This is a genomic window from Streptococcus sp. A69 (genome assembly GCF_058556195.1).
This window is the reverse complement of record NZ_JBZUJU010000001.1, coordinates 1-22225: the sequence shown is the minus strand read 5'-3', so window position 1 is coordinate 22225 and position 22225 is coordinate 1. Positions and strand designations below refer to the sequence as shown.

The window sequence follows — 22225 nt, the reverse complement described above, 5'->3', positions numbered from 1 at the left end:
CAGTTTGAAACTGACGTTTTTTGTATGCTTATTTTGACTTGATGTAGTTGATACCGTCTGCCTTAGGTGCAACTGCTTTTCCAAAGAAGGCTGCTAAGACAAGAATGGTCAAGACATAAGGCGCGATTTGAAGGTAAACCGCTGGCACTCCTTGTAGGAAAGGCAATTGAGAACCGATAACTGCCAAACTTTGTGAAAGTCCAAAGAAGAGACTAGAAAGCATAGCACCGATTGGGTTCCATTTACCAAAGATCATTGCAGCAAGAGCGATAAATCCAGGACCGACAATAGTTGTCACTGAGAAGTTGACAGAAATGGATTGAGCATAAATCGCTCCCCCAATTCCACCAAGGAAACCTGAAATAATAACCCCAAGATATCGCATCTTGTAGACATTGATCCCCAAGGTATCCGCTGCTTGAGGGTGTTCACCAACAGAGCGAAGGCGAAGGCCAAAGCGTGTCTTGAAGAGGATAAACCAAGCAAAGAATGAGAAGGCAATCGCGATATAACCTAGCAAACTTGTTGACTTGAAGAAGATATCTCCAATCACTGGGATATTAGCCAAAACTGGAAAATCAAAACGTCCAAAGGTCTGGCTTAAATTATCCGTTTGTCCTTTGTTATAAAGAACCTTAACCAAGAAAACTGCTAGGGCAGGAGCCATCAAGTTCAATACTGTACCACTGACAACATGATCCGCACGGAAATGAACTGTAGCGACTGCATGAATGAGGGAGAAAATAGCTCCCACGGCACCGGCAACTAACAAGGAAATCCAAGGAGTCGCTGTTCCAAGTTGTTCTGCAAACTCAAGGTTAAAGACAACCCCAGAAAAGGCTCCCATAACCATGATTCCTTCAAGACCGACGTTAACGACACCACCACGTTCAGAGAAGACTCCTCCAATACTCGTAAAAATAAGTGGCGCTGAGTAAATCAGCATAGAAGAGACCAAGAGGGTGAGCAATGTTGTAATAGACATCCTTACTTACCTCCTTTAACTTGTTTTTTAGGTTTGACAAAGCGTTCGATTAGGTAGTGAACGCTGACAAAGAAGATAATAGACGCTGTTACAATGCTGACAAGCTCAGACGGAACTTGTGCTGCGTTCATACCCGGTGCTCCTACTTGCAAAACTCCAAATAAGAAGGCTGCAAAGAGAATTCCAATTGGTGAATTTCCAGCAAGCAAACTAACTGCCATCCCGTTAAATCCGACAGCCAATGATGATCCCTGAACGTAAACGTTTTGGAAGGTTCCAAGACCTTCGACAGCTCCACCAAGACCAGCCAAAGCACCAGAGATAATCATTGATAGGATGATTGTACGTTTTGCTGAAATACCAGCGTACTCTGAGGCATGGGGATTGAGACCAACTGCACGAATTTCAAAACCGAGAGTCGTTTTCTTGAGCAAGAACCAAATCACACCAACAGCAATGATGGCAAAAAAGATTCCGATATTCATACGAGAATTGCCAGTTAACTCAGATAACCATGGTGTTTGATAAGTGGCATTGGCACTCACACGAATCGTTGAGTCTGTACTTTGCATAAAGTCTTTCGGGAAAGAATGAATAAAGGCATTCCCTACGTACAAAACAATATAGTTCATCATAATGGTTACGATAACCTCTGATGTACCTAAATAAGCTCTGAGAATACCTGGAATAGCACCTACAATCCCACCTGCAATCAAAGCAATTACTACGGTCGCTAAAATCAACATTGGGCGTGGCATGTCCGGATGCGACAAAGCAAACCAACCACTAAGAATCCAACCCGCTAGTGCCTGACCAGGAAGTCCAACGTTAAAGAAACCTGCACGGCTGGCAACTGCAAAACCCAGACCAATCAAGACAAGAGGACCCATGGCACGGAAAATCTCACCAATCCCACGAAGACTACCAAAAGCTGTATAGAACAACTCCTCATAACCCCAGATAGCATCATATCCGAAAATCCACATGACGATGGCTCCGAGCAAGATTCCTAAGAATACGGAAATCAAGGGAACCGAAATTTGTTGTAACTTTTTAGACATCATCCTTCTCCTTTCCCAAGTTTCCACCTGCCATCAAGATACCAAGTTCTTGTTTGTTAGTCGTTTCTGGCGACACAATACCTTGAATCTTCCCATCATGAATAACAGCAATTCGGTCTGAAACATTTAAAATCTCATCCAATTCAAAGCTGACAACAAGCACAGCTTTCCCGTTATCACGTTCTTCAATCAAGCGTTTGTGGATATATTCAATGGCACCGACATCCAAACCACGAGTTGGTTGGCTGACGATAAGGAGATCAGGATCACGATCAATCTCACGAGCGATAATCGCTTTTTGTTGATTCCCCCCTGAAAGAGCCGCTGCTGGGACAAATTCGCTCGCCGCACGGACGTCAAATTCTTCCATCAATTTCTTGGCATGTGAAGTGATATTCGCATAGTTTAAGATACCATTCTTGCTGAGTGGTTCTTTGTAGTAGGTTTGAAGAGCGATATTTTCTGAAATCATCATCTCCAAAATCAAACCATCACGGTGGCGGTCTTCAGGAACGTGTCCCACGCTTAGTTCTGTAATTTGTCGAGGATGCATCCCCACGATTGACTTGCCTTTTAATTCAATACTACCAGACTCAACCTTACGAAGACCCGTAATGGCTTGAATGAGTTCAGATTGACCATTGCCATCAATACCTGCAATACCGACAATTTCACCAGCACGAACATCCAAAGAAAGATTCTTCACAGCTGGTACACCTCGGTTTTCATTAACAACCAAGTCTTTGATAGACAAGACTACTTCTTTTGGCTGTGGTGCCTGTTTCTCCGTTTTGAAAGAGACAGAACGTCCTACCATCATCTCTGCCAAGTCTGCATTGGTTGCCCCTGCAATCTCAACCGTCTGGATTGATTTCCCACGACGAATAACCGTCACTCGATTGGATACCGCACGAATTTCATCCAGTTTATGGGTAATCAAAATAATGGATTTTCCTTCTTTGACAAGGTTTTTCATGATAGCCATCAACTCATCAATCTCTGAAGGAGTCAATACGGCTGTCGGTTCGTCAAAGATGAGGATATCAGCACCACGATAAAGTGTCTTCAAGATTTCTACACGTTGTTGAGCACCAACGGAAATATCTGCCACCTTGGCAGCAGGATCCACTGCCAAACCATAACGTTCAGAAAGAGCCTTGATTTCTTTAGTAGCTTCAGCTATATCTAGCACACCATTTTTAGTAATTTCACTCCCCAAAATGATATTTTCAGCTACTGTAAAAGCTTCAACCAACATAAAATGTTGATGAACCATCCCAATTCCTAGACTAGCAGCTTTAGAAGGTGAATCTAGTTTGACAACTTGACCATTCACCGCAATTTCACCACTAGTTGGCTCGAGAAGTCCTGCCAGCATATTCATCAGAGTGGATTTACCCGCTCCATTTTCTCCTAAAAGTGCATGGATTTCACCTTTTCGCAGTTGCAAGTTGATCTTGTCGTTCGCTACAAATTCACCAAACACCTTGGTAATATCCCGCATCTCAATGACATTTTCGTGTGCCATATGCTTTTCCTTTCCGAGGTCTATTTTGTTTCAATAAAACCTGCTAATCGTGTTAACAAGTTCTATTGAGACAAAAATTGCCTCAATTCTTAAAGAAGCGACCGATGGTCGCTTCCTAAGAAATGACTTTTATCCATTATTTTTCAGGAACTTTTACGCTTCCGTCAAGGATTTTAGCTTTTGCGTCTTCAACAGCTTTTTTACCTTCTTCTGAAAGGTTTGTTACTGCCAAGTCAACCCCTTTATCTTTCAATGAGTAGACAATAACTTGTCCGCCAGGGAATTCACCTTTTTCTGCCTTGTTAGCAATATCTTTTACAGTTGTACCAACTTGTTTCAATGTAGATACAAGAACGAAGTTTGATTCTTTACCATCTTTAGAAGTGTATTTACCTTCTGCTGCTTGGTCACGGTCTACACCAATAACCCAAACTTTTTCGTCTTCATTTTTACTTTCGTTCAAAGATTTTGCTTCAGCAAAGACACCAGCACCTGTACCACCAGCTGCTTGGTAGACAACGTCTGCACCTGCAGCGTATTGAGCTGCTGCAATTGTTTTACCTTTGGCAGCATCACCAAATGAACCAGCGTAGTCAACTTGTACTTTGATAGATGGGTCTACTGACTCAACACCAGCTTTAAATCCGGCAGCGAAACGTGAAATAACTTCAGATTCGATACCACCTACAAAACCAACTTGTTTTGTTTTAGTTGTTTTAGCTGCTGCAACACCAGCAAGGTAAGCTGCTTCGTTATCAGCAAATGTTACGCTCGCAACATTCTTTTGATCTTTGATCACATCATCAATCAAGACATAGTTTAAGTCAGAGTGGTCTTTTGCTGCCTCTTCAACTGCATTGTGAAGTGCAAAACCAACACCGAAGATCAGGTTGTAACTTCCAGCCGCTTGTTGCAAGTTGTTAGCATAGTCAGCTTCACTTGTTGATTGGAAATAAGTAAAGCCTTTATCTTTAGAAAGTTTGTGTTCTTTACCCCAGTCTTGCAAACCTTCCCAAGCTGATTGGTTAAATGATTTATCATCAACACCACCAGTATCTGTTACGATCGCTGCTTTGGTCTTCATTTCAGATGAAGATGAAGCTGCGTTACGAGAAGAGCGGTTACCACATGCAGCAAGTCCAACTGCTGCTACTGCAACTAGACCAAGGCCTAGCCATTGTTTCTTGTTCATTACTGAACCTCCTAAATAAGATGTGCAACGATGTTGCAAGTATGGATTGGTTGGCCACAAGGACCGCGTCACTCAGAGAGTGACCCAGACTAGTTTAAGTCTGTAAAAGAGTATGGAAGTAACTCCCCGACCGTCATCTCGACCGTCGATTTATCTTTTGCGACAAGTGTCACTTTTAGATCTTTTTCAAAAAATTCAGCCATCACTTGGCGACAAGCGCCACATGGTGAGATAGGTTTTTCAGTCTGTCCATAGACAATCAACTCCGAAAACTCTCTTTGGCCTTCGGAAACTGCTTTGAAAATCGCTGTACGCTCTCCACAGTTTGTCAAAGAATAGCTAGCATTCTCAATATTAACACCTGTATAAACGTTACCATCTTTCGCCACTAGAACAGCACTAACAGGAAAGTGAGAATAGGGTACATAGGCTTGCTTGCTGGTTTCAATTGCTAAGTCAATCAACTCAGTAGTCGCCATCTGCTAATTCTCCTTTTAAAATTGCCACACCAGCTGATGTTCCAATACGAGTAGCGCCTGCTTCCACAAAGGCAAGAGCGTCTGCATATGAGCGAGCTCCACCAGCAGCCTTAACTCCCATATCTGATCCGACCGTTTTACGCATCAACTTAACATCCTCTATAGTGGCACCACCAGTTGAAAATCCAGTTGATGTTTTGACAAAGTCAGCACCTGCTTTCTGGGATAATTGGCAAGCCACAACCTTTTCATCGTCTGTCAACAAGCAAGCTTCAATAATGACCTTAACCAACTTGTCACCACTTGCTTCTACGACAGCACGGATGTCCGATTCAACCAAATCAAGATTACCTGATTTGAGAGCACCGACATTGATAACCATATCAATCTCATCTGCACCATTTTGGATAGCTTCCTTGGTTTCAAAAGCTTTCACGGCCGAAGTTGTTGCTCCCAAAGGGAAACCTACTACTGTACAAACCTTTACATCTGAGCCTTCAAGTCCTTTTTTCGCATGTTTAACCCATGTGGGATTAACACAAACGCTGGCAAAGTCATACTCACGTGCTTCAGATAGCAAACGATCAATTTGTTCTTGCCTTGCATCTTGTTTTAAAAGCGTATGATCAATGTATTTGTTTAATTTCATATTCGGATTCCTCTCTTTTTCATGAGATGATTTCAATTATTTCCTGCAAACGTTTCACTCTATCATTTATTTTAACATATTTTTGGAATTCTGTAACTAGTTGAGGGGAAATTTTTCCATTTGTATAAACTTTTGCGACAATTTCTCCCTTTTGAACAGAGTCCCCAACCTTCTTCTCAAAAACGATTCCAGTTTCATAGTCTAAATCATCAGACTTGACTGCGCGACCAGCTCCCAATCTCATGGCATAGAGACCAAATTCCATCGCTGGAAGGGCTGAAATGACGCCTGACTCTTGGGCCGGGATATCCACTACATGTTCAACATTTACCGGGCGATAGAGATCTTCTAAATCACCGCCTTGAGCCGCCACCATTTCTTCAAACTTAGCCAGCGCTTGGCCGTTTTCAAGGTGTTGACGTACTTCTTCAACTGTCTTCTCGACATTTGCCAAACCAAGCATAATCTGAGCTAGCTCACAAATAAAGTGACTAATATCTTCTCGGCCTTTTCCTTGAAGGATTTCAATTGCCTCTAGGATTTCGAGACGATTGCCAATGGCTCGCCCCAAGGGTTGACTCATATCTGTAATAACCGCTACCGTCTTTCGACCAACGGCCTTACCCAAATCGACCATGGTTTGAGCCAATTCACGCGCCTCATCAACCGTCTTCATGAAGGCACCCTCACCAACAGTCACATCTAGCAAAATGGCATCCGCTCCTGCAGCAATTTTCTTGCTCATGACAGAACTAGCAATCAAAGGAATCGTGTCGACAGTCGCCGTCACATCACGGAGGGCATAGAGGAGTTTGTCTGCTTTAACCAGCTGATCTGACTGCCCAATAACAGATACACCAATGTCCTGTACCTGACGAATGAAATCTTCTTGACTGCGCTCCACTTGGTAGCCCTTGATTGCTTCCAACTTATCTAAGGTCCCACCAGTATGCCCTAGTCCCCGACCACTCATTTTTGCCACAGGCACACCAAAGCTAGCAACAAGGGGAGCTAAAATCAAGGTCACCTTATCACCTACACCACCAGTAGAATGTTTGTCAACTTTAACCCCATCAATAGCTGACAAGTCAAACTCCTGACCTGTCTTGACCATATTCATCGTCAGGTCAGAAATCTCTCGTGTCGTCATTCCTTTGAAATAAACTGCCATAGCAAAGGCTGACATCTGATAGTCTGGAACAGTTCCTGCCACATAGCCCTCTACTAGCCACTTGATTTCACTCGAAGACAGTTCTTGACCATCTCGTTTCTTTTGGATTAAATCAACTGCTCTCATGATTTCACACTCCTAAGGATATAATAACCCTTGTCCTTCTTTATGATTTCACAATTTCCAAAAACGTCTTCCATCTTGCTTTTGGCACTAGGAGCACCCTGTTTTTTCTGAATAACGATCGTTAAATCGCCACCATCTTTCAAGAACTCTCTGCTCTTTTCGATAATCTCATGAACAACTTGTTTGCCCGCTCGAATCGGCGGATTGGAAATAACATGGTCAAATTTCCCTTCAACTTGCTCATAGATGTTGGATTGGAAAATAGTTGCTGAAACTTGGTTTCTCTCAGCATTTTTTCGCGCCAAGTCCAAAGCACGATTATTGATATCGATCATGGTTGCTTGAACTCCGTAAGCCTTGACCAAAGAAATCCCTAGGGGACCGTACCCACAGCCGACATCTAGCACCCGCTCGCCTTTTTCAACCTCGAGACACTTCAGTAAAAGCTGACTACCAAAATCAACCATCTTTTTACTAAAGACACCTGCGTCCGTTAAAAAGGTCATTTTATGTCCCAACAATTCTACTCGCAACTCATGAATGTCGTGAGCAGCATCTGGATTTTCTGCATAATACATTTTACTCATAAAACTATTTTAGCATATTTTAAGGTTTTTTAACACCGTTTACAAAGCTAAAATTCAACAAACAAACTAAATCTGTTATGACAATAATTAAAAGATTTTTGTATTACTTCCTCTATTTTTGATCTTTTAGAGCAACTTATAGCAACTTTCAAGAATCAGAATGAGAAATATCGAATTTCATTCTCTCTTTAGATGAGAAATATGATATACTAAAATATCGAACGAGGAAAAAATATGACCAACGAATTTTTACATTTTGAAAAAATCAGCCGTGAAACCTGGCAGTCCTTGCATCGCAAGACAACCCCTCCCTTGACAGAGGAAGAGTTAGAATCCATCAAGAGCTTCAATGACCAAATCAGCCTGCAAGATGTGACAGATATTTATTTACCATTAGCTCATCTCATCCAAATTTACAAACGCACCAAAGAGGATTTAGCCTTTTCTAAGGGAATTTTTCTCCAAAGAGAGAGTAAATCTCAGCCCTTCATCATCGGTGTTTCAGGAAGTGTTGCTGTAGGAAAATCAACAACTAGCCGACTTCTGCAAATCCTTCTGTCTCGTACAGTGACTGACGCTACTGTGGAGTTAGTGACGACCGATGGTTTTCTCTATCCCAATCAAACGTTAATAGACCAAGGAATCTTAAATCGCAAAGGCTTTCCAGAGAGTTATGACATGGAAGCCTTACTGAATTTTCTTGATCGCTTAAAAAATGGACAGGATGTTGATATCCCCGTCTATTCTCACGAGGTTTATGATATTGTTCCTGGGGAGAAACAACGTGTTAAGGCTGCAGATTTTGTGATTGTTGAAGGCATCAATGTCTTTCAAAATCCTCAAAATGAGCGCCTTTACATCACCGACTTTTTTGATTTTTCCATCTATGTAGACGCTGCTGTTGAGGACATTGAGAGTTGGTATTTAGACCGATTTTTAAAACTCCTTAGCTTTGCACAAAACGATCCAGACAGCTACTACCACCACTTTACGCAAATGCCAATAGAGGAAGTAGAGTCTTTTGCCCACCAAGTATGGAGTGATATCAACCTTACAAATCTACAAAACTATATTGAACCAACAAGGAATCGGGCCGAGGTTATTCTCCACAAGGCTAAAAACCATGAAATCGATGAAATTTACCTAAAAAAATAATTTCCCCTTGTCAAAACATAAGTTTTCAGATATAATAGTATAGTTAGTAAATATGGAGGTAAGAACATTGGCAAACATTAAATCAGCTATCAAACGCGCTGAATTGAACGTTAAACAAAACGAAAAAAACTCAGCTCAAAAATCAGCTATGCGTACTGCTATCAAAGCTTTCGAAGCAAACCCTTCTGAAGAACTTTTCCGTGCTGCTAGTTCAGCTATCGACAAAGCAGAAACTAAAGGTTTGATTCATAAAAACAAAGCAAGTCGCGATAAAGCTCGTCTTTCAGCTAAACTTGCTAAATAAGAAACAGTCCATAGAGGCTGTTTTTTTGACCTCTAATCAGAAAAGGTAGAAAATGAAAATCGCAATCATCGGTTATTCTGGTGCTGGTAAGTCAACTCTAGCAGAAAAGTTATCTAACTACTACTCCATTCCCAAACTGCATATGGACACCCTCCAATTTCAACCAGATTGGCAAGACAGTGACCGTGATTGGATGAAATCCGAGATGAAAAGCTTTCTAAACAATCACTCAGACTGGGTCATCGACGGCAACTACTCTTGGTGTTGCTATGAAGAAAGAATGCTGGAAGCTGACCAAATCATCTTTCTCAACTTTTCCCCATGGACTTGTCTCTTTCGAGCCTTTAAACGGTATCTCACATACCGAGGCAAGGTCAGAGAAAGTATGGCAGCAGGCTGTCCTGAACGCTTTGACTGGGATTTTATCAGATGGATTCTCTGGGATGGGCGGACAAAGAATGCTAAAGAACGCTATCAACGGGTTCAAGAAACCTACCCTGAGAAAGTAATTGTCCTCAAGTCGCAAAAGGAGATGGACCACTTCTTAGAAAATCTCGTACATAACAAGAAAAACCAACGTGTATAACGTTGGTTTTTTGCTTTTACCCAATCACACTTCCATTTGGTACAGCTGGATCAACTGTGAGAAGGGTTAATTTGCCATCATGTTCAGCTGAGAGGATCATTCCTTGGCTGACATATTTTTTCATCATCTTACGTGGTTTGAGGTTGGCAACGATTTGGACCTTCTTGCCGACCAATTCTTGTTCGTTTGGATAGTATTTGGCAATTCCTGATAGGATTTGACGGTCTTCGCCATCACCTGCATCGAGGCGGAATTGGAGCAACTTGTCAGAACCTTCCACTTTAGAAACTTCTTTGACTTCTGCGACACGGATCTCGACCTTATCAAAGTCTTCAAACTTGATTTCTTCTTTGTTTAGTTTGAGTTCGACTTCATCTGGATTCCATTCTTTTTCGACTGCTGGTTTATTACCTTCCATTTGTTCCTTGATATAGGCGATTTCTTCTTCCATATCCAGACGTGGGAAGATTGGTGTTCCTTTAGCTACTACAGTTACACCTGATGGCAAATCAGCCAAGCTCAAGTTTTCTAGGCTAGAAACTTCTGCTAGACCAAGTTGTGCCAATACAGCGCGACTAGTTTCCATCATAAAGGGCTCAATCATGTGAGCTACAACACGAAGGCTGGCTGCCAAGTGGCTCATGACACTTGCCAATTGGTCACGGTGCTCTTCATCCTTAGCCAAGACCCATGGGGCTGTCTCATCGATGTATTTGTTGGTACGTGAGATAAGTGTCCAGACTGCTTCAAGGGCACGTGGGTAGTCAACTGCTTCCATGTGAGTATGGTAGTCAGTGATAGATTGCTCTGCTACTTGTGCAAGAGCATGGTCAAACTCTGTTACACCCTCTACATAGGCAGGGATTTGCCCATCAAAGTACTTATTAATCATTGAAACCGTACGGTTGAGGAGGTTTCCGAGGTCATTTGCCAATTCATAGTTGATACGACCTACATAATCCTCTGGAGTGAAGGTTCCGTCTGAACCGACTGGAAGGCTACGCATGAGGTAGTAACGAAGTGGATCGAGACCAAAACGCTCTATCAACATTTCAGGATAGACAACGTTCCCTTTAGACTTAGACATCTTGCCGTCTTTCATGACAAACCAGCCATGCCCAATCAAACGTTCTGGCAATTTGATATCCAACATCATGAGAAGGATTGGCCAGTAGATTGAGTGGAAACGAAGGATGTCTTTCCCTACCATGTGGAAGACTGTTCCATTCCAGAACTTGTCAAAGTTAGCGTGTTCTTCTTGATCGTAGCCAAGAGCTGTCACATAATTTAGAAGGGCATCAAACCAAACGTAGACAACGTGTTTTGGATTGGAAGGGACTGGCACACCCCAGGTAAAGGTTGTACGAGAAACCGCTAAGTCTTCCAAACCTGGCTCGATAAAGTTTTTCAACATTTCATTAAGGCGACCATCTGGAGTGATGAAGTCAGGGTGAGATTTGAAAAATTCTACCAAGCGGTCTTGGTATTTACTGAGGCGAAGGAAGTAAGACTCTTCTGAAACCCACTCCACTTCATGTCCTGATGGAGCGATACCGCCCGTTACATTTCCAGCTTCATCACGGAAAACTTCCGCAAGCTGACTTTCTGTAAAGAATTCTTCATCTGAAACTGAATACCAGCCAGAGTATTCACCCAAGTAAATATCATCTTGAGCAAGCAAGCGTTCAAAGACCTGGGCTACAACTTTTTCATGGTAGTCATCAGTGGTACGGATAAATTTATCATATGAGATATCAAGTAATTTCCAGAGTTCTTTGACGCCAATCGCCATCCCATCAACATAGGCTTGAGGTGTGATGCCAGCTTCTTCAGCTTTTTGCTGGATCTTCTGACCATGCTCGTCAAGACCTGTCAAATAAAAGACATCGTAGCCCATGAGACGTTTATAACGCGCTAGGACATCACAAGCGATGGTTGTGTAGGCAGAACCGATATGAAGTTTACCAGATGGATAGTATATCGGTGTTGTAATATAAAAATTCTTTTCAGACATAATTTTTCCTTTCCAGGCAAATGAAACCTGTTTTTCTAACACTTCATTATATCATATTTTTAGTGATTTTCGATAGGAAAATCCATACAAAAACAAGATAGACAAATGTCCATCTTGTTTTTTCTGTTCTATATCTTATTCATAACGAAGGGCTTCGATTGGATCGAGCTTAGACGCTTTATTGGCTGGCAAGACTCCAAAAATCATCCCAACACTGGCTGACACAGCCAAGCTAAAGAAAGCGATTGGGAGGGAAACCCCAACTTCAATACCTGCAATCATGTTTTGAAGCAGTACTCCAGCTAACATGGTCATTCCAGCAGCAATCCCAAGACCGATGACACCACCTAGCAAGGTTAAGATCATGGATTCAATCAAAAACTGTACCAAGATATTAGCCCGAGTAGCTCCGAGAGCTTTCCGCAGACCAATCTCACGCGTGCGTTCCGTCACCGAAACCAGCATGATATTCATAACACCAGTTCCTCCGACAAAGAGAGAAATTCCTGCGATGGCACTGATAATGGTGGTCATAAAACCAAATAGTTGTTGTACCTCTTGGAAGGCGGCAGTTGCATCCGCAACTTGGTACTCCCCTTGCTGAAGACCAGCAATCTCAGTCAATTTTCGAGCCAACTCTGGTCCCAAGGTCTGCGTTAGACTAGTATCATTGACACGAAAGACGATGTTCGAGATTTCATCAGTATTAAAATTGGCTGCGAGGGAGATATTAGTCGTAATTGGAAGACCACCAATCCCAAAGGCTTTAGCAGTTTTAGCTTCATTGCTAGTATAAACGCCAATCACACGGTAACTAAATTCATTGACAGAGATGACTTGATTAACCGCAGCTTCTGGACTATCAAACAAACTCTTGGCTAGTTCTTCGTCCAGCAAAATCACACTGGCAAATTCCTTGTAGTCTTGCGGTCTTAGACTTCTACCCGCAACGATTTCATTTTCAACTGCGTTCATGTAGGTGCTATTTCCGCCTGTCAGAGTGGCTCGTTCAACCTTCTTATCCTTATAAGATAGGGTGACGTTGGTCGAGTTGGTGACATAGTAACTGTCTACTCCTTTGAGTTTGGCAGCTTCCTTGACCCAGGATTCTAGTGGTTTTGGTGGTTCAACATGAACATCCTCTTCTTTCCCACTGACTGTCAAAGCGGATTGTTTCTGCGTAAAGGAACCGTCCTTGCTCTTGATAGGAGAGAAAAAGACATGAATATCCTTCTGCGATTTGGTCATGTTTTTATTGACCTGACGAGACATGGAGTCTCCCAGAGCCATGATGACGACGACAGACGAAACTCCGATGATAATCCCAATCATGGTCAGAAAGGAACGCATCTTATGAGCCATGATGGATGAAAAGGCAAATTTCAGATTCTGCATCTTAGTTTTCCTCCTTTTCTACTGGGGCGCTGTCTGATGAGATAACACCATCGCGAATGACAATTTGGCGTTTGGCATAGGCAGCAATCTCAGGCTCATGCGTGACCATGATAATGGTTTTCCCTTCCTTGTTTAACTCCACCAACAGTTGCATAATTTGATTTCCCGTCTTGGTATCCAAGGCTCCTGTGGGTTCGTCTGCTAGGATGATAGAAGGATTATTTACCAAGGCACGCGCAATAGCTACACGTTGCTTTTGACCACCTGATAACTCGGAAGGCAAATGATGACTGCGCTCCGTCAGTTCAACCTTTTCCAGAAATTCCTCCGCCAATTTCCGACGTTTTGAAGCCGAAACACCCGCGTAAATCAAGGGCAATTCGACGTTTTGAAGAGCATTGAGCTTGGACAAGAGAAAGAACTGCTGAAAGACAAAGCCGATTTGCTGGTTGCGGACCTTGGCCAGTTGTTTCTCTCCAAGACCTGCCACTTCTTGACCTTCAAGGTAGTACTCTCCACTGGTTGGTGTATCCAGCATTCCGATGATATTCATCAAGGTAGACTTACCAGAACCAGATGGTCCCATAATAGCAACAAAGTCACCTTCATGAACTTCTAGATTGATATTTTTAAGGACCTGCAGTTCTTGGTCACCATTTCGATAACTCCTGCAGATATTTTTGAGACTAATTAGTTTCTTCATCATCCTTCACCTCTTTTCCTTCTTCCAAGGAAGATGTTGGATTACTGATGACCTTGGCTCCGTCTGTCAAACCTGAAGTAATTTCTTGGTTGTCTGCGTCCGCATTCCCCAAAGTAACTTCTACCTTCTTCGCTTTTTTCTGCTCGTCAACGATCCAGACATAGTTTTTGTCATTTTCGGTAACGACACTTGTTAAAGGAACAAGGATGGCCTTACTCTTATTTTTGACTTCCACACTGACAGAGAAGCCTTGTTTCAACTCACCGATATCGCTAGTCACATCAACAGTATAAGGGTACTTAGATCCAGTATTTCCTCCAAGGGCTGCATTTGCTGCTTCCCCGTTGTTTTTAGGATAATCAGAAATATAGCTGATTTTACCTGTCCAGCTCTTATCTTGATAAACCTTCGAAGTAAAGGTAACTTCTTGCCCAACAGAAAGATTAGCAAGGTTGTATTCAGACAACTCCCCTTTGACCTGCAAGTTTTCATTACTTACGACATGTACTACCACTTGACTATTACCTGTTGGCGATTTGGAAACATTACGATTAACTTCAACTACAGTCCCTTCTAGTGTACTGAGGACAGTTGCAGCATCTAGCTGAGCCTGAGCCTTGTTGAGTTGGGCAACAGCATCTGCACGATTATCCTTGGCATCACTGATTTGAGAATCAATAGAAGATACGGAAGAAGTCGCTGCTTGCGCTTGTTCTGGGAGTCCAGCTTCTGTTGGAACCTGTGAAGAAGCTGGTGTAGCTGATGCATTTTCACGAGCTTTGTTTAACTCCTCAATATGACGGTCTGCCTTTGCAACTGCACGATCGGCTGCATCATAGGCAGCTTGAGCATCTGCACTGCTGTATTTGACCAAAGCTTGCCCTTCTTCGACCTTGTCCCCGACTGAAACGAGAATTTCATCTAAATCTCCCTTACTAGCATCAAAATAAACGTATTGTTCATTTTTTGCTGTAACCGTACCTGACAAGAGAACCGATGAAGCAACAGAACCTTCCTTAGCAGTAACGATATGAGATGTTTCCTCCTTGACTGCTGACTGGGAAGGTTGTCTAAAAATCAAAATCCCCGCAGCACCGATAACAATAACACTGGCAATACCAATCGCTGTGTATAATTGCCATTTTTTTGCCTTCTTATTTCTTTTCATTTTTAAGCTCCTTTATTCTTTTGCCTTACAAAAACCATTATATCAGAAATACCAAGCCCAAACAATGACAGTTCAGATGGAAACAATGACAATTCAGGATCATTATTTCGTTCGGTATTCGTTTATTGGATTATTGTGCTAGATATATAATACAATATCTTTTTGAATTTGGCAAGCGTTTTTATAATTTTTTTATCGTAGCAGATTTTTGCATTCAAAAAATAAAAACGATAGAATATGACTATCAAAGCTATAAGGAGTTTTCTATGAGAGAATATGATATCATCGCCATCGGTGGAGGAAGCGGCGGTATCGCCACTATGAACCGAGCTGGTGAACACGGGGCTAAAGCAGCTGTTATCGAGGAGAAAAAATTAGGAGGAACCTGCGTCAATGTCGGCTGTGTTCCTAAGAAAATCATGTGGTATGGAGCTCAAATCGCTGAAAGCTTCCACCACTACGGCCCTGACTATGGTTTTACGAGCTCAGATGTTCAATTTGATTTCGCAAAACTTCGTCAAAATCGTGAAGCCTATATCGACCGTGCTCGCTCATCTTATGATGGAAGTTTCAAGCGCAACGGTGTTGATTTGATTGAAGGTCGTGCTCATTTCATTGATGCTCATACGGTCAGCGTTAATGGTGAATTGATTCGTGCCAAACATATCGTGATTGCGACTGGCGCTCGTCCAAGCATTCCAACTATCCCTGGAGCTGAACTTGGTGGTAGCTCAGACGATGTCTTTGCTTGGGAGCAACTTCCTGAATCTGTTGCGATTCTTGGAGCTGGCTATATCGCCGTTGAATTAGCAGGTGTTCTCCACGCTCTAGGAGTAAAAACGGATTTGTTTGTCCGTCGTGATCGTCCCTTGCGTGGTTTTGACAACTATATCGTTGAGGGACTTGTCAATGAAATGGAAAAAACAGGTCTACCTTTGCACACACATAAGGTGCCCGTCAAGCTCGAAGAAACGGAGCAAGGTATTACCATTCATTTCGAAGACGGTTCTAGTCACACTGCCAGCCAAGTTATCTGGGCTACCGGTCGCCGTCCAAATGTAGACGGTCTGGAGTTAGAAAAGGCTGGCGTCACACTCAACCAACGTGGATTTATCCAAGTGGATGAATATCAAAATACAGTTGTAGATGGCATCTATGCTCTTGGAGATGTTACTGGTGAGAAGGAACTGACCCCGGTAGCCATCAAGGCAGGACGTACCTTATCTGAACGCCTCTTCAACGGGAAAACAAATGCCAAGATGGACTACACGACTATCCCTACTGTTGTCTTCTCCCACCCAGCAATCGGAACAGTCGGTTTAACTGAGGATCAAGCTATCAAAGAATACGGCCAAGATAACATCAAAGTCTACAAGTCAAGCTTTGCATCTATGTACTCTGCCGTTACAAGCCATCGTCAAGAATCTCGCTTCAAACTCATCACCGCCGGTGATGACGAAAAAGTTGTTGGCCTACACGGACTTGGTTATGGAGTGGATGAGATGATTCAAGGATTCGCTGTTGCCATCAAGATGGGGGCTACCAAGGCGGACTTTGATGCTACAGTAGCTATCCACCCAACCGCCTCAGAAGAATTTGTAACCATGCGCTAATTATCACAAGAGACCTCTTGAGGTCTCTTTTTACTTGCAAAATCGGCCGTTACAAAATTGTTACCTTGATTTCAAAAATTGGTTGACTTTTGTTTCTGAATTAGTATAATAGTTACTATAATTTTGAAAAGAGGTTAACAGTTTTGAAAAAAGCTCATATCTATGCCATTCCTGCTATTGGCGCTGCTCTCATCGCCGTATTGGCACAAATCAGTCTCCCTATCGGTCCTGTACCTTTCACTTTGCAAAACTTTGCGATCGGTCTGATTGCTACTGTTTTTAGACCCAGAGAAGCTGTTCTATCTGTAGCTCTCTATCTCCTGCTGGGTGCCATTGGTTTACCTGTTTTTGCAGGGGGAGGAGCTGGATTTCATGTTTTAGTCGGTCCAAGTGCAGGCTATCTTTGGTTCGACCTTGTCTATGCTGGACTTACATCTTATCTCATCCATCAAAATAGTGGCTACATTCGCATTTTCCTAGCCAACCTCTTGGGAGACTCCCTCGTCTTTGTCGGAGGTATTCTCAGCCTCCACTTCCTTGCTGGGATGCCATTTGATAAGGCGCTTGCAGTAGGTGTCCTTCCCTTTATCCTTCCTGATCTTGGTAAAATCATTGCCATTAGTTTCATTAGCCGTCCCCTCCTAGAACGATTGAAAAGCCTTACTTATTTTTCAAGATAAAAAATAGTCCAGAACAAGTGTTCTGGACTTTTTCCTTTCTAAGAATCAACTGTACACTATTTAGCTACTTGACTATTCTTATACCGGTATGAATATTAATCGTTTTATCCTTCAAATTACAGCTTATCACGATATGAAAAGTAGAAAAGTATTCTAATTGATTCAAACCAAATAAGCTTCCATTGATTTTGAAAGGTTAATAACTGTATACTTTTCAGAAAACGCATTTTCACTGATAGAACTATATTTTATAAATTATTTGTGATACAATAGAGCTACCTAAAAGATTCAGAAAATTTAATGTTCATTGATTATTTATATTAACTTGAACATTTTGATTTTTCTTTATTCAAAAATAACTGTAAATAATTATAAACAGAAAGGTAATTCTATGGCAAAGAATACTCGTGAGCTAATCATTAGAGCTCTCATTACACTAGCTAAGAAAAATCCTCAGCGTAGTTCCTTTACAATGACTGAAATTGCTGCTGAAGCTGGTATTTCACGACAAGCGATTTATCAAAAGCATTTTAACAACTTTGAAGATATTATTGAATACATTCATGAAGAGACCAATCAGCATATTTTTAACGTCTTTAATAAGTACACCCCTAACAACGATGGAGATCCTATTTCTTTTTTAGCAGACTATATACTTCCGCTCATATACGAAAAAAAAGAAATTATTAACACCTTGTATACCACACAAGCCGACCCATGTTGGAAGGAGTTTCTGCGTGGAACGTACTCTGAGTGGGTACTAAAGAATGTCAATTACCAACTGAAATATAATTTTAGTAAAGAGGACATCGCTTATATCATTACGACCATGGCAATCTCTTTCATTGAAGTCTGGATTCGTAAAGATAATCCAATTCCACCTGAAGAGTATAGAGAGACTTTCATTCAATTGTCTAAGACTTCTCTCTGTGACTATATTGTGTCCTAAAAAAAGAATCTTGAGTTGCACTCAAGATTCTTTTTATTGTTGCCCTTTAAAGGCATCGACCATTACCTGAAATTCTTCATTGGAAAGCGTGATTCCTTTGCCCATTTTGGTATGGTCAGGACTCCAAGAACGAATATCAAACTTTGCAGGGGCACCATTAAAACTAACTCTATTTAGTTCTTTGGTCCATCCTTTGTCATTTTCAGACAAGGTGAGCAAGTGTTCTTCGATTTCAAATGTAAATTCTGCCATTTTTAACTCCTTTATGTGATATGCTTTCTATAGTCTATTCGTAAAAATCTTGTGGTTTTTAGGAAAATTTTATATAATGTGGATATATAAGAAGGGAGGATTCTATGAGACAGACATTCAAACTAGTTCTAGATAAACTACATGGTTTTCTCAATGGGAATGATGATCATCCTCAAATCAAGGACAACTCCCTCACTGCTATGATTGAACAAGCCATCCAGAAAAAGACGGCTGTTCATGTCATACTTGCTGAGACAAGTTTTACGGGTGATATTGTCAAACACGATGCTAACCGCCAACAAATCATCGTCAAAAATTTTTCAAAAAACGTGACCCGAATCATTCGTATCAGTGACATTAAGCGACTTCGCTTCGTTCCCTCAACTGTACAAAAAGCTCAGAAAAGCCTATTTAAGAAAGAGTGAGATGTTCTTTGCATCCCACTCTTTTTCTTAACGGATTTGTTCAAAATGAAGATGAACGGCGATATGGTCGCCATAACCACTTCTCTCCAAATCGCGTTGCAAGCGATAAGAGATATAGTGTTCTGCAATAGTAATGTAGCCAGCTCCAAGTAAGCGGTGCTCGACCATTGATTGGATCATGCTGATAGTAGCACGTTCTACTTTTGCTTCTTCCAAGTCCAAAACGACTTTCTTAGTAACTTGCGCTAGGTTTTGACGCAGGTCATCGGTCAAAACATAAACTGTTTGAGCTGCTTTTAGGACAGCTTGGTAAATTTTATCTGGATCAAATTCAGCAATTTCTCCATTACGTTTGATTACTTGCATAAGGTTCTCCTTTATTCTTTGTTTTCTTTGATTTCAGCCAGCATCTTTTCTTCTTCAGCTGTTAGTTGATAGTTTTTTAGCAGGTCAGGTCTGCGCTCGTAGGTTTTCTTTAGACTCTCATAGAGGCGCCACTGGCGAATCTTTTCATGGTGCCCACTCATGAGCACATCTGGAACCACCATGCCACGATAGTCATAAGGGCGTGTATACTGAGGATATTCGAGAAGTCCCGAAGAGAAGCTATCATCCTGGTGACTAGACTCCTTACCAATCACTTCTGGAATCAAGCGCACGGTCGCATCAATCATAGTCATGGCTGCCAATTCTCCTCCAGTCAAAACATAGTCTCCTAGGGAAATTTCATCGGTTACCAAGGTCTTGATACGCTCGTCATACCCTTCATAGTGACCACAGATAAAAATCAGTTCCTCTTCCTGAGCCAAATCCTCAGCGTAAGCTTGATCGAACTGTTTTCCAGCAGGATCAAGAAGAATGACACGGGGATTTTTCTTTTCAATAGCATCAAAGGCATCGAAAATGGGTTGAGCTCGGAGCAACATCCCCTGACCGCCTCCGTAAGGTTCATCGTCAACATGACGGGCCTTTTCAGCATATTCTCTGAAATTATGATACTGGATATCCAAGAGCCCTTTTTCTCGAGCCTTCCCAACAATCGAGTGTTCCAGCGGAGAAAACATCTCAGGAAAGAGGGTTAAAATATCAATCTTCATCGTCTAACCCTTCTAAGATTTCCACTTCGACCCGCTTGTTTGGAATATCAACATTGAGAACTACTGGCGGAATGTAAGGTAAAAGCAAATCACGCTTACCTTTTCGTTTGACCACCCAGACATCGTTGGCACCTGGTTGTAGGATTTCCTTGATAGTTCCTATCAAGTTATCTCCCTCGTAAACATCCAAACCGATAATCTCGTGATAGTAGAATTCACCATCATCTAAATCGTTCAAATCTTCCTCAGCGACCTTGAGACTATAACCCTTGTACTTTTCAACCGCATTGATATGGTACATGTCTTTGAATTTGATAATGTCAAAGTTCTTATGCTTACGATGACTTGCGATGGTCACTGTTTGGACAAACTGATCTTTTTCATCAAATAAAGCCAACTCTGCTCCCTTTTTAAATCGTTCCTCGGCAAAATCCGTCACAGACAAGACTCGAATCTCACCCTGTAGACCCTGCGTATTAACGATTTTCCCAACATTAAAGTAGTTCATCTTGTCTCCTGTACTCTCCTTCTTTCCATCTTATTCTGACAATTCTCGAATGATGGCTGCAATTTTTTCTGATTCTGACCATTGTAAATAATGGTGATTCCCTCCTAAAATGAGCTTAGTATTGGAAGTCCAATACTCTGATTCTCTATACTCTTTTTCTCTATAAGCCTGACAAAAAATAAAAACGGGAATATGAGCTTCTATAGATACATTCTCAAAATCTTTCTCAGTAATCTCACAATATATATGAAATTCTGGAACTTGTCTTTCCAACTCTGAATCTTTTTCTTGCACTAAATCCCAGATTTCTTCATTAGTTTCAGAGCTAAATGCTGCTTGAGTTATGTTCTTAAAATAAACTTCGGGGCCACACTCTTCAATCAGTCTCATCTGCTCTTCCATTTCTGGATAAGGATTTTCTGAAAAATCAGAAAACATTACTTTTTTAGTTGTTGGTTCAATTGCTACTAAAGCCTGACACTTAATTGATTTGCTCATCAATTTGCAAGCCAAAATTCCACTCAAACTATGTACACAAAGTATATATTCAGAAATTGCCAATTCTTCAAGTACTTCATAAACCGCGTCTACAAGATTGTCCAGATTTTTTCCAGATTGGTCATGAATCGGACTCCTACCTGTGTTTGGAAAATCAATTGTCAAATAACCAATTGTTGAAGGAAGTTTTTCAAGTATAAGTGAAAAATTTTCATAACTTGGTAGCAAACCTGCGCCATTTAAACAAACAAGCACTTTCTTTTTCTTTTTATAAGTAACAAAGAGACTGCCAATTTTTGTAGTTACTTCAAACCGTTTCATAAAGAAATCCACTCATTCTATAACAATGATTTATTAAAAACCCTTATCCTTTATTTTATCACGTTCCAGGGATTTTCACAAGTTGGGGAAAAAAGACACTATAGATATTTTCCCTCCAAAAATCCTTCTAAATCTCTTTCATGCTGATATTTGATAGCAGCTTTTTTATCTTTCTCAAAGATAGTTTTAGTTAGATCAATGTCGTTTATTGTCGCGATTGCGACGGTGTAGTGAATGACATCAGCCAGTTCTTTGGCTAGTTCCTCATTTGAGTCTTGGACAGCCTCTTTTCGACCAGAACGTCCATTCAAAACCTCCGCAACTTCTCCGACCTCCTCCACTAGCTTGATAAATAGTCCCTCTTCTATCCGAGACTGCTGGTAATGTTCGAGTAAGTAGGCTTGTAATTGTCTAAATGTTAAATCTTTCATATTCTCCTCCTCACAAAAAAGCGAGACTTTGAACTGCACCCCAAAAGTTAGACAGAAAAAATCTAACTTTTGGGGTGTTTTTACTATGAAATTAACTTATGATGATAAAGTTCAGATCTATGAACTTAGAAAACAAGGATATAGCTTAGAGCAGCTTTCAAATAAATTTGGGATAAACAATTCTAATCTTAGGTACATGATTAAATTGATTGATCGTTACGGAATAGAGTTCGTTAAAAAGGGGAAGAATCGATACTATTCCCCAGAATTAAAACAAGAAATGATTGATAAAGTTTTACATGAAAACTGGTCTCAAGATAGAGTTTCTCTCAAATATGCTCTCCCAAA

At 41.3% G+C, this 22225-nt stretch carries 25 protein-coding genes and 1 pseudogene; 8 read left to right on the top strand and 18 right to left on the bottom strand.

The window, feature by feature from the left end; all coding sequences use genetic code 11:
- Window positions 1–28: 28 nt before the first annotated feature.
- The 8 genes from AC4ME5_RS00130 to AC4ME5_RS00095 form a co-directional block, all read right to left on the bottom strand.
- On the bottom strand, window positions 29–985 hold the full coding sequence (locus AC4ME5_RS00130) for an ABC transporter permease (RefSeq protein ID WP_096422058.1): 957 nt from the start codon (window positions 983–985) through the stop codon (window positions 29–31).
- A 2-nt stretch (window positions 986–987) separates the two neighbouring features.
- Window positions 988–2046, bottom strand: coding sequence for an ABC transporter permease (locus AC4ME5_RS00125; protein ID WP_096422056.1), 1059 nt, complete (start codon window positions 2044–2046; stop codon window positions 988–990).
- Window positions 2039–3574, bottom strand: coding sequence for an ABC transporter ATP-binding protein (locus tag AC4ME5_RS00120; protein WP_491799314.1), 1536 nt, complete (start codon window positions 3572–3574; stop codon window positions 2039–2041). Before AC4ME5_RS00120 ends, AC4ME5_RS00125 begins: the two co-directional genes overlap by 8 nt.
- Window positions 3575–3710: 136 nt before the next feature.
- A complete protein-coding gene (locus tag AC4ME5_RS00115; protein ID WP_491799313.1) occupies window positions 3711–4766 on the bottom strand; it encodes a BMP family lipoprotein in 1056 nt (351 codons plus the stop codon).
- 89 nt (window positions 4767–4855) lie between these two features.
- Window positions 4856–5245 carry a cytidine deaminase gene (locus AC4ME5_RS00110; protein WP_000246081.1) on the bottom strand — a complete coding sequence of 130 codons (390 nt, stop codon included), beginning with the start codon at window positions 5243–5245 and terminating at the stop codon, window positions 4856–4858.
- Window positions 5232–5894 (bottom strand): deoxyribose-phosphate aldolase, encoded by a 663-nt coding sequence (deoC, locus tag AC4ME5_RS00105; protein ID WP_491799312.1) that lies wholly within the window; start codon window positions 5892–5894, stop codon window positions 5232–5234. The genes AC4ME5_RS00110 and deoC overlap by 14 nt, the downstream gene beginning before the upstream one ends.
- A 19-nt stretch (window positions 5895–5913) precedes the next feature.
- Window positions 5914–7191 (bottom strand): pyrimidine-nucleoside phosphorylase, encoded by a 1278-nt coding sequence (locus AC4ME5_RS00100; protein WP_491799311.1) that lies wholly within the window; start codon window positions 7189–7191, stop codon window positions 5914–5916.
- Entirely contained in the window at window positions 7188–7778 is a 591-nt protein-coding gene (locus AC4ME5_RS00095) for a class I SAM-dependent methyltransferase (protein WP_109290110.1), read from the bottom strand. Before AC4ME5_RS00095 ends, AC4ME5_RS00100 begins: the two co-directional genes overlap by 4 nt.
- A 234-nt stretch (window positions 7779–8012) precedes the next feature.
- On the opposite strand from AC4ME5_RS00095, the gene coaA reads away from it, so the two are divergent.
- From coaA to AC4ME5_RS00080, 3 genes are all read left to right on the top strand, one after another.
- On the top strand, window positions 8013–8933 hold the full coding sequence (gene coaA, locus AC4ME5_RS00090; RefSeq protein WP_045617327.1) for a type I pantothenate kinase: 921 nt from the start codon (window positions 8013–8015) through the stop codon (window positions 8931–8933).
- A gap of 67 nt (window positions 8934–9000) precedes the next feature.
- Window positions 9001–9237, top strand: a complete 237-nt coding sequence (rpsT, locus tag AC4ME5_RS00085) for a 30S ribosomal protein S20 (RefSeq protein ID WP_001274000.1) — start codon at window positions 9001–9003, stop codon at window positions 9235–9237.
- Between the two features lie 52 nt (window positions 9238–9289).
- Entirely contained in the window at window positions 9290–9823 is a 534-nt protein-coding gene (locus tag AC4ME5_RS00080; protein WP_491799310.1) for a DNA topology modulation protein, read from the top strand.
- A 16-nt stretch (window positions 9824–9839) separates the two neighbouring features.
- Here the strand turns inward: AC4ME5_RS00080 and metG are convergent, their stop codons facing one another.
- From metG to AC4ME5_RS00060, 4 genes are all read right to left on the bottom strand, one after another.
- A complete protein-coding gene (gene metG, locus AC4ME5_RS00075) occupies window positions 9840–11837 on the bottom strand; it encodes a methionine--tRNA ligase (RefSeq protein WP_491799309.1) in 1998 nt (665 codons plus the stop codon).
- 135 nt (window positions 11838–11972) lie between these two features.
- On the bottom strand, window positions 11973–13232 hold the full coding sequence (locus AC4ME5_RS00070) for an ABC transporter permease (RefSeq protein ID WP_491799308.1): 1260 nt from the start codon (window positions 13230–13232) through the stop codon (window positions 11973–11975).
- Window position 13233: 1 nt separating this feature from the next.
- The gene (locus AC4ME5_RS00065) at window positions 13234–13935 is read right to left on the bottom strand and encodes an ABC transporter ATP-binding protein (RefSeq protein WP_491799307.1); all 702 of its coding nucleotides are present in this window, start codon (window positions 13933–13935) and stop codon (window positions 13234–13236) included.
- Complete coding sequence (locus AC4ME5_RS00060; RefSeq protein WP_491799306.1) at window positions 13919–15103, bottom strand: efflux RND transporter periplasmic adaptor subunit; 1185 nt, start codon at window positions 15101–15103, stop codon at window positions 13919–13921. The genes AC4ME5_RS00065 and AC4ME5_RS00060 overlap by 17 nt, the downstream gene beginning before the upstream one ends.
- Before the next feature lie 266 nt (window positions 15104–15369).
- Between AC4ME5_RS00060 and gor the strand changes: the two genes are divergently transcribed.
- From gor to AC4ME5_RS00045, 3 genes are all read left to right on the top strand, one after another.
- Window positions 15370–16716: a glutathione-disulfide reductase gene (gene gor, locus AC4ME5_RS00055; protein ID WP_491799305.1), complete on the top strand. Its 1347-nt coding sequence runs from the start codon at window positions 15370–15372 to the stop codon at window positions 16714–16716.
- A gap of 143 nt (window positions 16717–16859) precedes the next feature.
- On the top strand, window positions 16860–17396 hold the full coding sequence (locus AC4ME5_RS00050; RefSeq protein WP_125422539.1) for a biotin transporter BioY: 537 nt from the start codon (window positions 16860–16862) through the stop codon (window positions 17394–17396).
- Window positions 17397–17787: 391 nt separating this feature from the next.
- Entirely contained in the window at window positions 17788–18345 is a 558-nt protein-coding gene (locus AC4ME5_RS00045; protein WP_251463773.1) for a TetR/AcrR family transcriptional regulator, read from the top strand.
- 33 nt (window positions 18346–18378) lie between these two features.
- Here AC4ME5_RS00045 and AC4ME5_RS00040 read toward each other — a convergent pair whose 3' ends face one another.
- The gene (locus tag AC4ME5_RS00040) at window positions 18379–18597 is read right to left on the bottom strand and encodes a YdbC family protein (protein ID WP_049479683.1); all 219 of its coding nucleotides are present in this window, start codon (window positions 18595–18597) and stop codon (window positions 18379–18381) included.
- Between the two features lie 104 nt (window positions 18598–18701).
- On the opposite strand from AC4ME5_RS00040, the gene AC4ME5_RS00035 reads away from it, so the two are divergent.
- A complete protein-coding gene (locus tag AC4ME5_RS00035) occupies window positions 18702–19022 on the top strand; it encodes a eukaryotic translation initiation factor 4 gamma (protein ID WP_007522201.1) in 321 nt (106 codons plus the stop codon).
- A gap of 27 nt (window positions 19023–19049) precedes the next feature.
- Here the strand turns inward: AC4ME5_RS00035 and AC4ME5_RS00030 are convergent, their stop codons facing one another.
- The 5 genes from AC4ME5_RS00030 to AC4ME5_RS00010 all read right to left on the bottom strand — a co-directional run bounded on the left by AC4ME5_RS00030 (window position 19050) and on the right by AC4ME5_RS00010 (window position 21877).
- Window positions 19050–19388 carry an ATP cone domain-containing protein gene (locus tag AC4ME5_RS00030; protein ID WP_001196045.1) on the bottom strand — a complete coding sequence of 113 codons (339 nt, stop codon included), beginning with the start codon at window positions 19386–19388 and terminating at the stop codon, window positions 19050–19052.
- Between the two features lie 11 nt (window positions 19389–19399).
- Entirely contained in the window at window positions 19400–20119 is a 720-nt protein-coding gene (gene trmD, locus AC4ME5_RS00025; RefSeq protein WP_084878471.1) for a tRNA (guanosine(37)-N1)-methyltransferase TrmD, read from the bottom strand.
- Complete coding sequence (gene rimM / locus AC4ME5_RS00020) at window positions 20109–20627, bottom strand: ribosome maturation factor RimM (RefSeq protein WP_195594333.1); 519 nt, start codon at window positions 20625–20627, stop codon at window positions 20109–20111. The genes trmD and rimM overlap by 11 nt, the downstream gene beginning before the upstream one ends.
- 30 nt (window positions 20628–20657) lie before the next feature.
- Window positions 20658–21446 carry an alpha/beta hydrolase family protein gene (locus tag AC4ME5_RS00015; protein WP_061427599.1) on the bottom strand — a complete coding sequence of 263 codons (789 nt, stop codon included), beginning with the start codon at window positions 21444–21446 and terminating at the stop codon, window positions 20658–20660.
- A 98-nt stretch (window positions 21447–21544) separates the two neighbouring features.
- A complete protein-coding gene (locus tag AC4ME5_RS00010; RefSeq protein ID WP_491799304.1) occupies window positions 21545–21877 on the bottom strand; it encodes a MazG nucleotide pyrophosphohydrolase domain-containing protein in 333 nt (110 codons plus the stop codon).
- A gap of 85 nt (window positions 21878–21962) precedes the next feature.
- Between AC4ME5_RS00010 and AC4ME5_RS00005 the strand changes: the two are divergent.
- Window positions 21963–22225, top strand: a pseudogene (locus AC4ME5_RS00005) (IS3 family transposase); the annotation flags it as partial.